This window comes from Fibrobacter sp. UWOV1, from assembly GCF_900142495.1.
Taxonomy (GTDB): Bacteria; Fibrobacterota; Fibrobacteria; order Fibrobacterales; family Fibrobacteraceae; genus Fibrobacter.
In genome coordinates this window covers 314,288-329,743 of record NZ_FRBA01000002.1, presented here as the reverse complement: position 1 = coordinate 329,743, position 15,456 = coordinate 314,288, and the positions used below count along the sequence as shown (strand labels likewise).

At 47.8% G+C, this 15,456-nt stretch carries 16 protein-coding genes; 13 read left to right on the top strand and 3 right to left on the bottom strand.

The genetic code is table 11. The features are described 5' to 3' along the window. Nucleotides 1-9 precede the first annotated feature (9 nt). The 13 genes from BUC02_RS05115 to BUC02_RS05055 all read left to right on the top strand — a co-directional run bounded on the left by BUC02_RS05115 (nucleotide 10) and on the right by BUC02_RS05055 (nucleotide 12,752). Nucleotides 10-1,278: an ATP-grasp domain-containing protein gene (locus BUC02_RS05115; protein ID WP_073319531.1), complete on the top strand. Its 1,269-nt coding sequence runs from the start codon at nucleotides 10-12 to the stop codon at nucleotides 1,276-1,278. Nucleotides 1,279-1,286: 8 nt separating this feature from the next. Further along, entirely contained in the window at nucleotides 1,287-2,054 is a 768-nt protein-coding gene (locus BUC02_RS05110) for an SDR family NAD(P)-dependent oxidoreductase (RefSeq protein ID WP_073319529.1), read from the top strand. Nucleotides 2,055-2,058: 4 nt separating this feature from the next. Continuing rightward, on the top strand, nucleotides 2,059-3,201 hold the full coding sequence (locus BUC02_RS05105; RefSeq protein ID WP_073319526.1) for a glycosyltransferase family 2 protein: 1,143 nt from the start codon (nucleotides 2,059-2,061) through the stop codon (nucleotides 3,199-3,201). Between the two features lie 125 nt (nucleotides 3,202-3,326). Beyond that, entirely contained in the window at nucleotides 3,327-4,385 is a 1,059-nt protein-coding gene (locus BUC02_RS05100) for a pyridoxal phosphate-dependent aminotransferase (RefSeq protein WP_073319523.1), read from the top strand. Nucleotides 4,386-4,410: 25 nt separating this feature from the next. After that, a complete protein-coding gene (locus BUC02_RS05095; RefSeq protein WP_073319520.1) occupies nucleotides 4,411-5,130 on the top strand; it encodes an IspD/TarI family cytidylyltransferase in 720 nt (239 codons plus the stop codon). A 13-nt stretch (nucleotides 5,131-5,143) separates the two neighbouring features. Beyond that, nucleotides 5,144-5,578, top strand: a complete 435-nt coding sequence (gene rpiB, locus BUC02_RS05090; protein ID WP_073319517.1) for a ribose 5-phosphate isomerase B — start codon at nucleotides 5,144-5,146, stop codon at nucleotides 5,576-5,578. A 2-nt stretch (nucleotides 5,579-5,580) separates the two neighbouring features. Further along, nucleotides 5,581-6,396, top strand: a complete 816-nt coding sequence (locus BUC02_RS05085) for an SMP-30/gluconolactonase/LRE family protein (RefSeq protein WP_073319514.1) — start codon at nucleotides 5,581-5,583, stop codon at nucleotides 6,394-6,396. A gap of 35 nt (nucleotides 6,397-6,431) precedes the next feature. Beyond that, a complete protein-coding gene (locus BUC02_RS05080; RefSeq protein ID WP_073319512.1) occupies nucleotides 6,432-7,355 on the top strand; it encodes a LicD family protein in 924 nt (307 codons plus the stop codon). Nucleotides 7,356-7,369: 14 nt separating this feature from the next. Further along, entirely contained in the window at nucleotides 7,370-8,533 is a 1,164-nt protein-coding gene (locus tag BUC02_RS05075; RefSeq protein WP_073319510.1) for a pyridoxal phosphate-dependent aminotransferase, read from the top strand. 16 nt (nucleotides 8,534-8,549) lie between these two features. Continuing rightward, on the top strand, nucleotides 8,550-9,554 hold the full coding sequence (locus BUC02_RS05070; protein ID WP_073319507.1) for a glycosyltransferase family 2 protein: 1,005 nt from the start codon (nucleotides 8,550-8,552) through the stop codon (nucleotides 9,552-9,554). Nucleotides 9,555-9,575: 21 nt separating this feature from the next. Then, complete coding sequence (locus BUC02_RS05065) at nucleotides 9,576-10,532, top strand: putative nucleotide-diphospho-sugar transferase (protein WP_073319504.1); 957 nt, start codon at nucleotides 9,576-9,578, stop codon at nucleotides 10,530-10,532. Nucleotides 10,533-10,597: 65 nt separating this feature from the next. Further along, the gene (locus BUC02_RS05060; protein WP_175549804.1) at nucleotides 10,598-11,368 is read left to right on the top strand and encodes an endonuclease/exonuclease/phosphatase family protein; all 771 of its coding nucleotides are present in this window, start codon (nucleotides 10,598-10,600) and stop codon (nucleotides 11,366-11,368) included. 13 nt (nucleotides 11,369-11,381) lie between these two features. Next, the gene (locus BUC02_RS05055) at nucleotides 11,382-12,752 is read left to right on the top strand and encodes an O-antigen ligase family protein (RefSeq protein ID WP_073319497.1); all 1,371 of its coding nucleotides are present in this window, start codon (nucleotides 11,382-11,384) and stop codon (nucleotides 12,750-12,752) included. On the opposite strand, the gene BUC02_RS05050 is transcribed toward BUC02_RS05055, so the two are convergent. From BUC02_RS05050 to BUC02_RS05040, 3 genes are read right to left on the bottom strand one after another with little or no spacing between them, the layout of a single operon-like run. Further along, nucleotides 12,749-13,801, bottom strand: coding sequence for a glycosyltransferase family 2 protein (locus BUC02_RS05050; RefSeq protein WP_073319494.1), 1,053 nt, complete (start codon nucleotides 13,799-13,801; stop codon nucleotides 12,749-12,751). The two genes, BUC02_RS05055 and BUC02_RS05050, sit on opposite strands and share 4 nt — an antisense overlap. After that, nucleotides 13,791-14,621: a LicD family protein gene (locus tag BUC02_RS05045; protein WP_073319491.1), complete on the bottom strand. Its 831-nt coding sequence runs from the start codon at nucleotides 14,619-14,621 to the stop codon at nucleotides 13,791-13,793. Before BUC02_RS05045 ends, BUC02_RS05050 begins: the two co-directional genes overlap by 11 nt. Beyond that, entirely contained in the window at nucleotides 14,621-15,412 is a 792-nt protein-coding gene (locus BUC02_RS05040) for a LicD family protein (RefSeq protein WP_163414918.1), read from the bottom strand. The genes BUC02_RS05045 and BUC02_RS05040 overlap by 1 nt, the downstream gene beginning before the upstream one ends. Between the last annotated feature and the right edge of the window lie 44 nt (nucleotides 15,413-15,456).

The following is a 15,456-nucleotide window of genomic DNA, read 5'->3' as shown; positions in this document are numbered from 1 at the left end:
ATAAGACACATGAATACAAAAGGGAAAAAACTTCTTATTCTTGGAGCAAACCCGGAAACCGCCAATATTGTCAAAGTGGCCCAGGAAATGGGAGTCACAACCATCGTAACCGATTACGATCCGCAGGCTCCTGCCAAGAAAGTTTCCAATATCAGCTACAACATCGATGCCATGGACGTCGACGCCCTTTACGATATGGCTATCCGCGAGAAAGTGGACGGAGTGCTTGTCGGTGTAGCAGACCCATTGATTGCGCCTTACCAGAAGCTTTGCGCCCGCCTTGGAGTCCCTTGCTACGGCAACGAGGAAACAGTCAAGGCGTTTACAAACAAGCGCCATTTCAAGGAAACCTGCAAGAAATTCGGCATCGAAGGCATCCCCGAATATTCCATTGACGATAAGGACGCGGTCAAGTTTCCGGTGATTGTCAAGCCTGCCGACAGCAATTCCGGTAAGGGAATCACACTTTGCCGCAACCGTGAGGAATTGGACAGTGCCATAGAACGCGCCCAAAAGGAATCCCGAACGCATACCGTCCTGATTGAACGTTACATGAAATGCGACGACCTGAGCATCTACTACACCATTGTCGATGGACAAGTTTACCTTTCGAGCCTTTCGGACCGCTACACTTTGCGCACGAATACCAGCGCCCCCCCCATTTGCGTAGGCGATGTTTTCGTTTCCAAGTACTACGATGAATTTGTAAGGAACGAACATCCCAAATATGTGAAGATGTTCAACGAACTGGGTTTGAAAAACGGTGTGCTTTATGTTTCCGCCTTCTGCGAAGACGGCCACTTCTATGTTTACGATCCCGGTTTCCGCCTCCAAGGCGGCGGCTTCCACTTAATCCTCAAATACATGAACGGCTTTGACCAGCGCAAAATGCTGGTGAATTTCGCCCTCACCGGATCCATGGACTACGCAGAAACCACCGGCGGAAACTTTGACGAAAAGAACGACGCGAATATGCATGGTAAAAGCGCCGCGGTCGTATGGTTCCTATTGAAGAACGGAAAAATTGCCGACATCAAGGGACTGGACTTTGTCAAGAATCATCCCTCCGTCGATTTCGTTATTGACCGTTTTAACATCGGCGACGAAATCACCCCGAACATGCTAGGCACAGAACGCCAGGTATTCCTGCGCATCTTTATGCACTGCGATAGCAAAACGCAGCTTGCGACAATTCTCAAGGATTTCCAAAGCCATTTGACCGTGACCGACGAAAAGGGCGAAAGCTTGATTCTACCGTCTTTACTGAACGTCTTGTAGGAGGAACCATGGAAATTTCACTGAGCAAAAAAGTCATTGCCATTTCGGGCGGCACAAAAGGCGTTGGCAAGCAACTGGCTCTGCAATGCGCCGCTAACGGTGCACATGTAGTCATTTCCGGCCGCGACGAATCAAGCGCCGCAAGCATTGTGAATGCAGCCAAGGACGCCCCCGGCTCCATCGAATTCAAAAAGACGGACTTGCACAACGTCAGTTCCATCCGCGAACTCTTTGCCTTCGTCGCGAAGAAGTACAACAAACTAGACGGTTTCGTGAACTACGCCGGCATCACTCCAGCCGCATCCCTTACAGAATGTTCCGAAAGCCTTTTTGACGATGTCTTTGACATTGATATCAAGGCGGCCTTTTTCTGCTGCCAGGAAGCAGTAAAGCTTATGCAGAAATCAGGCGGCGGCTCCATTATCTTAGTCGGCTCCACGCACCACACCAGAGGCAACAAGGACCGTACCGCTTACGCCTGCGCCAAGGGAGCCCTCTACACACTATCCAACCACATCGGCAAGCACTACGCCGAAGACAAGATTCGCTGCAATTACCTCGTCATGGGCTGGACGCCCACCGATGGCGAACTCGCTTTACGAAAGTCCCAGGGCATGTCCGAACAGGAACTACGCAAAGAAGCAGCAAAGGCAATTCCCATGGGCAGAATGACAGAGGCGTCAGACATTGTTCCCGCCATGGTCTATTTGCTCAGCGATATATCCTCTATGGTAACAGCCACCGAATTCAAAGTCAACGGTGGAGAACTGATCTAATCTCATGGCTACTGTAAGCATCATTGTTCCCATCTATAATGTTGAAGCGGAATTACGCAAATGCGTTTCCAGTATTTTAGCACAAACCTACAAAGACATTGAGGTCATTCTTGTAGATGACGGCTCCCCCGACAACTGCGGAGCAATCTGCGACGAATTTGCCTGCAAAGACGCCCGCATCGTGGTCATCCACAAAGAAAACGGAGGCCTAGTCAATGCGCGCAAAAGCGGTCTTGAAAGATCAACGGGCCGGTTCATTTCTTACGTCGATGGTGACGACTGGATTGAAGAAGATTTTATCCAAAACCTCATCGATTGCCAACAGAAATACAACGTTGATATTGTAGCGGCTGGTTTTTCTAAAGACATCGGGGACATATCCGACGAGCACGCCAATGTAATTCCTTCTGGTCTTTACGACAAACAAAGAATGATTGCCGAAGTATATCCAAGAATGATTTGCGCAGGTCCCTACTTCTATTTCGGCGTCTGTTCCTATGTTTGGAATAAATTATTCAAAAAAGAATTGCTTTACGATTGCCAAATGGCAGTAGACCCACGCATTTCCATTGGCGAAGACACCTCCGTCGTTTATTCCGTATTGCTCAAGTCTAATTCGCTCTACATTAGCGATAACGCTAGCTACCATTACTATCAAAAAGCTTTCTCTATGCTGAAAAGCATGGGTTCCCTAGAAAAAGAAAAAGAGAAAATCGGTTGGTTAAATAATTATCTAGTAAATTCCTTGAAGGACACTCCCTCAGAATACAATTTGACGGGACAAATAGAGCGCTACATCGACAGCCTAAGGATTATTCGCTACGGAGAAACCAAAGACCCTTCACAGAATCGCTTTTTCAATGTGGATTCCGCAACTCGTGTGGCCATTTTCAACAGCGGAATCGTAGGCCAAAACATATATTCCATCTACACGACCAAGAAAATAGCCCCCATCACAGGATGGTTCGACAAGGACGCCGTCTTTTACCAAGCCCATGGTTTAAACGTAAAAGACTTCGACGAAATTCCAAACACAGAATTTGACAAGATCATCATTGCAAATCTTGATGAGAAAAGCATTCTGAGCGCTCTGAAAATCCTTGAAAAATTCAAAATCGACCCGCATAAAATAATTACCCTGCTGTAAGAACATTGCGTACTCGCCAAGGGTTTCAAACAGCCCTATTTTGCAATGGCGGAAGGCATACTGCCAGCCGTAAAAAAACTATATTTAAGCAAAGAATTTATAAACTACCTTCAACGGGAAGCACCATGTACTACGTAAATCCCATTATCAAGAGTTTTTTCCGCACAAACCAACCCGAAGGCCGCGGTAAATACGTAAGACTTGACCAAAACGAAAATCCGGACGGAATTCCACAATGGCTCTTTGACAAAGCTATGGCAAAAGTCACGCCGGAATATCTTTCCATCTATCCGGAAGAATCCAAGCTCACAGCTGAATACGCCAAGGTCATCGGTCTCAAAGAAGAAAACATCGCACTCACCGACGGAAGCGTCGTTGCGATGGGCTACGTTATCAAGGTATTTGGTGAACCCGGCAAAGACCTCATTTGCGTCACCCCGACATTCGGCATGTACAAAGTCTATGCCGACATGCAAGGCATGAACACGAAGTTTGTACACTACGAAAAAGATTATACGTTCAATATCGAAAAGCTTCTCGTCGAAATCAACGAGAGCACAAGCCTTGTCTCTCTCGTGAATCCGAACATGCCTATCGGCAACGCCTACACCATGGACGAAATCCGCAAGGTGCTCGACAAGGCCAAGGAAAGCAATGCGCTTGTCATCGTTGACGAAGCCTATTATCTTTTCCACAAAGAAACGGCGCTTCCGCTCCTAAAGGAATACGACAACCTCGTCATTCTCCGTACGTTCTCCAAGATGCTTTCGATGCCGGGACTCCGCATCGGTGTTGTGATTTCGAGCGCAGAGAATGCCCAGTACATCCGCAATTACAAGCCGCACTACACGGTGAACGCGGTAGCACTTGCTGTTGCCGAAGAAATGGTTGCGAACTATGACCGCGTCGTGAAAGAACTCACCGACAAATTCGAAGCGGGCAAAGCTTACCTGCTCAATGCGCTAAAGGAAACCGACTACTCCTTCATTCCAACCGAAGGCTGCTTTATCTGCATCACGCCAAAGCACAAGACCGCAGAATACATCACCGACGAACTCAAGAATCGCGGAATACTTATCTTCTGCGGCAAGGGTGATTCCGCCGGATTCCTGCGCGTCACCATCTGGGACAAAAAATATATGGAAATGTTCATGAAAGAACTTGTGGACATTGACGTAGCCTAATTCAATAGCGAGAACAGGATTTTCAATGAAGCATGTAGCAATTATTCTGGCAGGTGGTTCCGGAACCCGGATGGGGGGAGCCATGCCCAAGCAATTTCTCTCTTTGATGGACAAGCCAGTCATTGTTTACACGTTGGAAAATTTCCAGCGGAACGAGAACATCGATGAAATTCTCGTCGTTTGCATAAAGGACTGGATTGAACACCTTAAAGAAATTTTAGATGAATTCAAAATTCCCAAGGTAAAATGGATTGTTGAAGGTGGCGCGACCGGTCACGATTCTTCCCGCAATGGCATTTTCTTTTTGAAGGACAAACTGGAAGATGGAGACCAGGTAATTATTCACGATGCAGCCCGCCCCATTCTGCCCCAGCAAGCCATCAACGAGATGTTAAAAGTCTCACACGAAAAAGGAAACGCATCTCTCGCTATTCCCTGCTACGAAACGGTGCTGTTTACCGAAGACGGTGGCAAAAGCGGACTCAAAGAATTGGATCGTAGTTCCATTATGCGTGTACAGACCCCGCAAGCTTACAACTACAAGTTAATCCGATCCATGTACGAAAAAGCCGAAGCCGAAGACAAACACGATTTTATTTATGCAGACCTTGTTTGCACCTATTATGGTGAACGCATTTATTTTTCCAAAGGCTTTACGAACAACATCAAGATTACCCGCAAAGAAGACATTCCTCTTTGTAAGGCTTTGATGAAGTTTAGTGACGAAGAGCTGTTCAATTCCTAACCAAAGGATTCATATGATCAAGAAAATTGCAATTGGCGCAGACCACGCTGGAGTGGAATACAAGCAGCCCCTTATCCAATATTTAGAATCCAAAGGCTATGAAATTGTAAACGTTGGCACTGATACCACAGACGCCGTCGATTACCCCATCTACGCCAAGAAAGTTTGCGAAGAAGTCACAAGCGGACGAGTCGATACAGGCATTCTCATCTGCGGTACCGGAATCGGCATGAGCATGATGGCAAACAAGCAGAAGGGCATCCGCGCAGCTGTTTGCGGAGACACTAAATCAGCCGAATTCACCAGGCTCCACAACGATGCAAACGTTCTCTGCATGGGCGCACGCATTATCAATTTTGACCTCTGCAAGCAAATTACAGACATCTATCTTGCAACCGACTTCATGGGCGGCAAGCACAAAGTGCGCATCGACATGTTCGAAGATTAATCATGGCAGCCGACAACTTTCCAAAGCTTGTATTTTACGCGCAATCAACACTGCTCGAAGGTCCCTCCTTCAGCAAGGACTTAAACCTGATTCTGTGCGTTTCTATTGAGCAGGAACGCCTATTTCTCATTAATCCGGACGAGCAAACTGTAAAGACATTCAAGACCCGCGGACAAGTTGGTTTCGCCGTTTTCGGTGGTAACGACCATATTATCTACGCCGCTTACGAGGGCGTATTTCGCCTGAATATTTCTACAGGCAAAGAAACATTCCTCTACCATCTGATTAGCGATCCGCAAATTCGCTACAACGACGGAAAATGGGATCCGAAAGGCAGACTCCTCTTGGGAACGACCGGCTACAAGTGTTTCAAGGAAAAGCAGAACGCGCTCTACAGCCATGACGGGCACACCGCCAAGGTTCTGGTAAGCGGCACCAGCATTTCCAACGGCATCGGATTTTACAAGAACTACATGTTCTTCATTGACACCCCGACGCGCAAAGTGGGCCGTTACCTCTATGACGAAAACGGAAACGCCACCTTCGACAAATACATCGTATCCATAGAAGGAGCAGGCGTCCCCGACGGCATGGATATCGACGACCAAGGCAACCTCTACGTTGCCATTTGGGGTGGTTCACGCATCGAGAAGTACAACCAGGAAGGACAAAAAGTCGGGGAACTCGCAATCCCTGCCCTCAACGTCACCTCCGTATGTATCGCCGGCGACAAACTCTACATCACGACCGCAATGCACGACGACGGAACCGCAAGCGAACCGATGGCCGGCGGGCTTTTTGTTGCTGACAAATTCTAACGACTTTTTAAAAGCATTCACAACCGGAACTTCAAATGACTGAAATTGAAAGAATCAAGCAAGAAGGTTGGCTCCCGGAAAACTTCTGGAACGAAGAAATCCGAGACGAATATCTGGTATCTGCCGAGATGAAAAAAGTCTGGGCCATCGAAATGGACTTGTATCGCGAAGTGACCCGGGTTCTGAACAAGTTCAACCTGCGCTATTTCACCGATGGCGGAACAACGCTGGGCGGTGTTCGCCACAAAGGGTTCATCCCCTGGGATGACGACCTCGACATTTGCGTTCCTCGTGAAGACTACGAAAAGCTGCACCAGTTGGCAAGCGAATTCAAAAGTCCCTATTTTTTGCAATCGACAGTCACGGATCCTGAATACGGCTACTCTTTCATGCGTTTGCGCAACTCCAACACATCCGTGGTGGTAAAGCCATTCACCCATGCAAAGTTTAATCAGGGCATCTACATCGACATCTTCCCACTGGACAACGCCACCATGGAAGATATCGCACCCCGCATGCAGAAAATCGAAAAATTGATTCTCAAGAATTCCGCTTACATGCGCAAGGACTTTCCCGAAAAAAGTGAAAACGACTTGAAAAAGATTAAGGAATTCCTTGACCCGAACATGAAACCGATTGACGTGTGGAACGAAATCAACAAGGAAGCTACGGCCGACAACGATACGGAAACCGGCTACTGGTCAACCATCGTCACCACGATATTCGCGCCCTCCAAGAACATATTCCCTAAAAGTATTTTCGATTCCTACAAGGACATTCCCTTCGAATCCATTTCCATTCGCGTACCCACAGGTTATCATGAACTGATGACCATCTACTACGGCAACTACATGGAATTCCCGCCTGTGGAAAAACGCGGAAACTGGCATTCCATAGAATTCTTTCCAGATATCCCCTACAAGCAACTATATAAAGAGAAATTCGGATTAGAACTATAAACAACATCAGGTTTATGAAAGATTTAAGTGTTAGAACATCACGATTCAGCGATTCGATGATTCGCCAAATGACCCGCATTTCCTTGGACTGCGGGGCAATAAACCTTTCCCAGGGGTTTCCAGACTTTGATCCGCCTAAAGAAATTACCGACCGTTTGAAAACGGTCGCCGACGAAGGCCCCCACCAATACGCAGTCACTTGGGGTGCTCCGAACTTCAGGGAAGCCCTAGCAAAAAAGCAGAGCCATTTTACCGGACAGTATATCGACCCCATGAAAAACGTCGTAGTCACCTGCGGCAGTACAGAGGCCATGGTGGCAGCCATGATGGCCGTGACAAACCCAGGCGACAAGGTCGTGCTGTTCTCCCCCTTCTTTGAGAACTACATCGCAGATACCATTCTCTGCGGTACAGAGCCCATCTATGTACCCCTGATCCCGCCCGACTTCAAGTTCGACGTGGATGCACTTGAAAAAGCCATCAGCACCGAAGGCGTAAAGGCAATCCTCATTTGCAACCCATCGAACCCGAGCGGCAAGGTTTTCACGGAACAGGAACTCCAAGTTATCGCCGACATTGCCATCAAATATGACATCTACGTCATTACCGACGAAGTCTACGAACACATCATCTACGCCCCGCACAAGCATAAGCACATGTCTACCCTGAAGGGCATGGAAGAAAGGACTCTTGTCTGCTCTTCCCTCTCAAAGACCTTCTCCATTACGGGCTGGCGTCTCGGCTACGTCATTTCAAGTGAACGCATCATTGACAGAGTCAAGAAAGTCCACGACTTCTTGACCGTCGGTGCGGCAGCGCCACTTATGGAAGCCACCGTTGTCGGCTTGAACTTTGGCGACGATTACTATATCGGGCTTCAGCAACATTACACCCACATGAAAAATCTTTTCACGCAAGGCCTCAAAGATTTGGGAATAGCATTCACCGACCCTCAAGGCGCTTATTTCGTGCTAGCAGACATAAGTAAATTCGGTTACAAAAGCGATGTTGAGTTCTGCGTGGATCTTGCTCAAAAAATCGGTGTCGGAGCCGTGCCGGCATCCTGTTTTTTCAAAGAAAACGTTCATCATCTCATCCGTCTGCACTTTGCAAAGAAAGACGAAACATTGAATTCCGCGCTAAACAGACTTGAAAAAATAAACACACTGATCAAATAGACATCTTCTTAAAGCCATGCTGAATAAAACTCAAGAAGAAATTACCGTAAAATGGAAAAGTATGGATACCGAACATCCACTGGTATCCATAAAATGTTTGGCCTTCAATCAAGAGAAATACATTGCACAAACTTTAGATGGGTTCCTAATGCAGGAAACCGATTTTCCGTTTGAAGTGATTGTTCATGATGACGCTTCTACAGATAAGACAGCAGACATTCTTCGGGAATATGAAAAGAAATATCCGCTTATCGTAAAGCCCGTTTACCAAACGGAAAATCAATACAGCAAGCGAGATGGTTCCCTTACCCGAGCATCCAACGCTCCTTTGAAAGGCAAATATGTTGCCACTTGTGAAGGCGATGACTACTGGACTAACCCGCACAAGTTGCAAATGCAGGCCGATTTTCTCGAAAGTCATGATGACTATTTTGCCATTGGCCACAATGTGCGAATCGTTGATGACAATGGGAACGCCATGACTCAGGATAATCCCATATGGCGAAAATGGTTCGACACATACACCAATATGGAAGACAGGGATTATTCCATTCATGATCTTGAAGAGGGAATCATGTTTGGTCAAACCTGTACCCGCATGTATAGAAATATCGTTCAAAAAATGGACGCCGATTTAGAGAAAAAATACTTTGCAATGGATTACACCAACGGAGACGTTTTAATTTCGCTCCTTTGTTTTTGTAAAGGTAAGGTTCGATGTTCGTCGTTGGTGGCTGCGGACCATCGCAAATCTATAATCAACGACAGTTGGACGGCCAAGACATTTAAAAAGAACATGACTCGCAGGGACATCTTATCTTTGCTGGAACAAGAAGATTTCGCCAACAGTTTCGGCATCTATCCCGACTTTACAGACCAGCAATACAGGCACGTACGCAGATCTTTTCTACATTTCAAGCAAAGCAAAAGTTGGTCTGATTTTTCCATATTTATCGGCAATTTGCGAATAATAAGACACAAGATCAAATTTTTCAAGAGACTTTTCAGGCTCGTCAAGTAGCCCTTTCGAAAGAGGTTTCCCATGACGTTCGTCTACGTTCTCGTCAGCAATGAAAAAGACACTTATTATGAACAGACCATGATAAGCGCGTCCAGCCTGCTTGCGCACAATAAAGACGCGGAGGTCGTGATTATCGTTGACCAGGGCACGGCGGCAACATTTACTGGCAAAAGGAAATTCCACGAAAAGCTCGGTGTTGAAATTCGCGAAATTCAGGTTCCTGAAAGTTACAACAACCGAGACCGTTCCCGGTTCTTGAAGACCACGATGTACCACTACATCGACGAAAACTTTCTCTTTATCGATGGCGACACTCTTGTATGCGAAGAGTTGAAACCCGACTTCAGCGAAGACATGTCTATCGGAATGGTTCTTGACCGTCACCAGAAAATTTCCGAAGGCAGCTACCAGAATTTCTACGAGAAACGTTCCAGGCCTCTGCACTGGAGCGCCGGATACCAGGACTTGCATTTCAACAGCGGAGTCATCTGGGTCAAAAAATCGCCCGAGGCCCAAAAGTTCTTTGACGAATGGCACTCGCTCTGGAAAGAGACTCTTGAAAAATACGCCGTCGTTTACGACCAGACGGCACTCAACGAAGTCAACGCCCGCCTGGGCGGCATCGTGAAAGAAATGAGCGGCATCTGGAATTGCCAGGCAACGCGAAGATCGTCGTTCCTCAAGTACCTTTACAACGCAAAAATCATGCATTACTATGCAAGCTTCGGCCTCACTTGCTTTGATCTCGCAAACAAGGATGTCCAGAGAAGCGTCCTCGAAAAGACTCACGAAAAACTGGACGCCATCTTGGCAAATCCCAAAATCGCATTCAGTTCCGTGCAAGACGTAAACGCAGACCTCGTCTCTGTAAAAGTCCAGAGGACGGCTTTCTACAGGGCGATCGTGTTCATGTACAAACGCCTGAAACCGGTTTATCGAGTCATTGACAAAATCTGCGGGCTGTTCATCCACAAATGACAAGACTCCTCGCCATTCTTCTTGTCTTTTTGCCGTGTTTCCATTCCCTTTCTTTCGGAGAGGAATTGCGTTACGCAACATGGAACATTCGCTGGGAAGACCCCAAGGACGTAGAAAAAGGCGACGCCTGGGAAAAGCGCAAGGGACCAATCGCAGACGTGATCCATTCTCACCAATTCGACATCGTAGGCCTTCAGGAAGGAAGCCCCTATCGCCTGAAGCAGTTGATGGAACTTTTGCCCGAATACGAAATCATCCTTTCGGACACCATGGAGTACAACCCCATCGTCGTACGCAAGGGAATGTTCACCGTCGCCGACTTCGGGCGATTCTACTTGTCGAAGACTCCCGAAAAGAAAAGCAAGAGCTGGGATTCCAAGCACGCCCGCTACTGCACTTGGGCAAAACTCAAATTCAATCAAGATTCCCTGTATATTTTCAACGTCCACTTTGACTACCACGGCAAAGACGCCCAGGCCGAAAGCGCAAAGCTCATGAACCGGAAAATTTTTTCCATGGCCGGGAATACCGCCTTCATTTTTGCCGGCGACCTGAATTTTACCGCAGGCTCCAAGTCCTACCAGAATTTGGATATGCATGTCATGAAAGATTCCAGAAACGCCGCCGATTCCGCAAGCGCCCCGAACGGCAGCTTCAACTACTTTGACCCGCAAAGGTCAAGCAGCTGGACTTTCGACCATATTTTTGTATCTCCGCCCATCAAAGTTTACCGTTACGAGATTCTGAACGAGACCTATCGCGACGGCGAAAAACTTCGTTACCCCTCCGACCACTCCCCAGTCACCATTCGAATTGAACTGGGTAGCAAGAATTAGTATATTTGAAAAAATGAGCATTGTTGTCCTGTTATTCTTCTTTGGGCTCCTGGCCTACATGTTCTTGACGGACACCCAAGGCAGATTCGTGACGTTGGTCATGGGAACGGTCTTGTTCCCGACAACAGCTCTCTTTATTAAAAATCCCTCCATTTCGCCGCAGCATATTTTCTTATATGCGTTCTTCTTCATTGAATTTTTCAAGGACAGGGAAAATTTCAACAAGAGCCTCTTCAGCGGAGCCCTGCTTGTTCCGATTGGCATCAGCATCATAAGCTACGTCTTCACCGCCATATACAATTCCGGCATCGCCTCCAAGGACATGTATTACGGCATACGCGATGTCATCGACGGTTTTGGCTACATTTACGCCGCCTACATTTGCGGCCGCAAGGAAAGCGTTTATGCGCTCGCCCAGAAACTGATTCCCTTCGTCATTATCATCTGCCTTTTTGGAATCGCCGAAATTCTTTTGGGCGACAACTACCCTTACAAAATCGTTAATTCCGCCTTCCCCTACTACGAAGGCAGCCGCAATCTCGACGCTACGGTCAGTTTCACCGAAAGTTGGCGTTTCAGGTCGTGCTTTACCACAAAGCACCCCACGGCTTTTGGCACGTTACTCATGAGTCTGTTCCTGTTCTATGCGCCCTATTTCAAGAAAGAGGGCCCGGAACACAAAAAGATCGTCCTTGTACTCGCCCTGCTTGCATTGAACCTGTTCCTTTGCGGTTCCAGAACGGCAATGCTGTGCGCCGCCCTTGGCGTCGGCCTTTACATCTATTTCAAGTTCAATCCGTTCCTGAAAATTTTAATCGCAGGTTTTACCCTTTTTGCATCGACAGCCATTCTCGCGATTTTCCTCCAGAATTTCCAGACCAATACGGAACACGGCGGGTCTTCGCTTGATTTCAGAGAAAGACAGCTACTATACTCCGTCGCCGCCATCTACAACTCACCGATTTTCGGTAACGGAAACAAGTATACCTCCCACGTCATCTTCGCCGAAGAAACTCGCGCCTCCGACAGCAGCGGCCGAGATTTGGGAGGTCTGGAATCCATCATATTCTCGTTGCTCATCGACAGAGGATTTTTCGGCCTGGTCTCCTACTACCTTCTGCTGTTATGGATGTGCGTACTGCTGTTCCGCTACAGAGAAAAACTTCAGCAAATTAGCGGCGGATTCGCCCTCATGACAAGCGGGACCCTATTTCTCACGCTCTCGGGCACCATCGGGAACAGCTCTTCGTTCATATTCCTGTTTACAGGCCTGCAATTGGGCTACATCGCCCAGTACAAGCAAATCGCCTACGACAACGACACCGAAGTCAGCGACGAAGACGAAACGGAAGAAGAAAACGACCAGGACGCCGAAAAAGCCTAGCGACGGATTCTAGTCCGCAATTCATACATCAAGGCAGTTGCAAGGAACAGTCCTCGGCCAACCAATTTACCGTAGGTTGTTTCGTTACCGCAGAGTTTCAACCTGGCGGAATTCTTTACGGCAGTGCAATACGGTTCCGCGGCCAAAACTTCCTTGAAGGCCTTGTAGCGGCCAAGGAACGAACCTTCCGCCCCCTTGCAGAAGAAACTGCGCAAAGCCATTTTCTTCGTCAAGAAAAGAACGCGGGCCATAAAGGCGTCACGCAAAGCCACATCATTTCCGCTCGCGCAAATAAAGGTCTCGATTTCGCGAACAATATTGGCGCAATCCATTACAAGCCTCTGTTCGTTGACATGGCAAAGCGAATCGTTCAAAATGCGGTAATGGTAAACGGGCACCTGCTTATAGGCAACCGTTTTGGCATGCTCAAAAACCTGCAAGGCCACCAAGCCGTCTTCGTACAGCTTTAACGCACCCGAAAAACGGATTCCGTTATCGACAAGCAGCGTTCGACGAATCAGCTTAGACCACAGCGCCGAAAACATATAGCTACAACTTGGCGAAGGGAACGGCGAATAGCCTTTGTACAAGACCATGCGCTGCACACCCTGGATTGTCGTTCTTGAATCCGTCGAGAATTCCTTTGCAAAAAAGCGATGCACGCTTTCGGAACCCTTCTCTTTCCAAATCCAGTGATCTGCAATAGCGACATCCACCGCACCGTCCGAAGTCGCCTCGAGCAACACCTGCAGCGCATCTGCACTCAGCCAGTCGTCTGAATCTACGAACAGCACGTATTCGCCGCAAGCCGCGGCAAGGCCGTCGTTGCGGGCCGCCGACACGCCGCCGTTCGCTTTGTGAATCACCTTGATGCGGGAATCTTTCGCTGCATATTCATCGAGAATCGCAGGTGATTCATCCGGGCTTCCGTCATCGACTGCCACCACTTCCCAATCCGAAAAAGACTGAGCAAGCACGCTATCGATACATTCACGCAAATATTTTGCGGAATTATAGACCGGAATGACAATACTGACTTTAGGCGTCATCGCTTACCGTCTGCAGAGCGTGATGATTGCGGTCATCAACCTTCGGCGGCGTCATGTAGTCGCCATAAAGTTGCGTACAGACAAAGTCATAATCTTCGGGGCCACAAATTTCGGTATCCTCGAACGGATACATTTTGCCCTTGCCGTAATACTTCTTATGGAACATCTCGCGGAACTTGTAGGCGCCCATGGCATTCACCAGATAATCCGACTTTTCGTACGGAGTCGCCGTCAGTGCGCGTTCCAAGCGGGCAAGGCATTTCTTGGTATCAAATAATTTCTGGATCGGCGTATGCAGACCAATCCACACTAAAATTCGTTCGTGCAGCGGGCGCCCTTTCTTGTTCACATCGACTAGGCGGTCAAAGCAAGAAAAACGATACATGGCTCGCAACAGCAGGACCTGATAAACTTTCAGCTTACGCAACAAACCGTTGTTCGGCATGGCGTCCAGCGGGAACAAGTCTATCCAGGCGAAAGTTTCTTCCGCCTTCAGTTTGTCATGACGTACAACCTTGAAGGTCGTATCTTCAATATGTCCAAAATAACGGATGCAGTCTTCGGAATTCTTGTACGAGCGGAACTTGATATTGCTCGATTCCGGCAGGCCTTCCAAAATCTTGCAAAGGCGTTCGTAATCCGGGCGCGGAATACCGACATCGATATCGTCATCCCAAGGAATAAAGCCCTTATGGCGAACCGCACCAAGCAATGTCCCGCCCAAGGCATAGTATTCAATATGATTATCTTTGCAAACTTGCTGGAAATATTTCAGCAAGTCAAGTTCCTTCAGTTGCAATGCGCGCAGGGACTCGTCCATCAATACGCCTGTTGCTCAACAAGTTGAGCGTCATGCACGTTCTTGTCGCAGTCTTCCGGTTCCTTCATGTAGTCACCGTACATTTGCGTAAGAACCTTGTCGGCATCTTCGGGGCCCATCAGTTGCATGTCTTCGAACTGATAAAGCTTGCCCTTGCCGTAGTAGGACTTCGGGAACATTTCCTTGAACTTGTACTGCCCCATAAAGTTCACGATCCAGTTCGAATCCTGCACCTTATAGCGGCGAAGCACTAAATCCAACTTGATTAACCACTTCTTGTAGTTCTTATGGCCGCTAACGCCCAAATCCTTGACAAGTGCGATCACGATTCGTTCGGACAACGGTCGGTTCGGGCGGTTCAGGTTGACCTTGTCAAAGCAGGCGACATGGTAACGCAGGCGCAACCACAACAGTTTCAGCATGTGGATCTTGCGCACAAACCAATTGTTCGGCATGCCATCCAGCGGGAAAATGTCGACCCAGAGGTTTTCCTTTCTCGAGACCAGGCTCCCGTTACGGTTCATCTCGTAGCGGGTATCCACAATTCTCGAGAAATAATAATGGTGGTCGGACTTGTCGCGATAAGAGCGCAATTCCAGATGTTTCGGAAGAATCTTCGGAACAAGTCTCAAAAAACGTTCGTAATCTTCTCGGACGATACCGATATCGATATCGTCATCCCAAGGAATAAAGCCCTTATGACGGACAGCGCCAAGCAAGGTCCCGCCCAACAGATAATATGGTATAGAATTTGCCTCGAGAACCGGTTTTATTTCCTTAAAGATTTTCAAAATAGGCACCTGCGCCTTCGAAAGAGGCACTGGTTGCCCAGTTT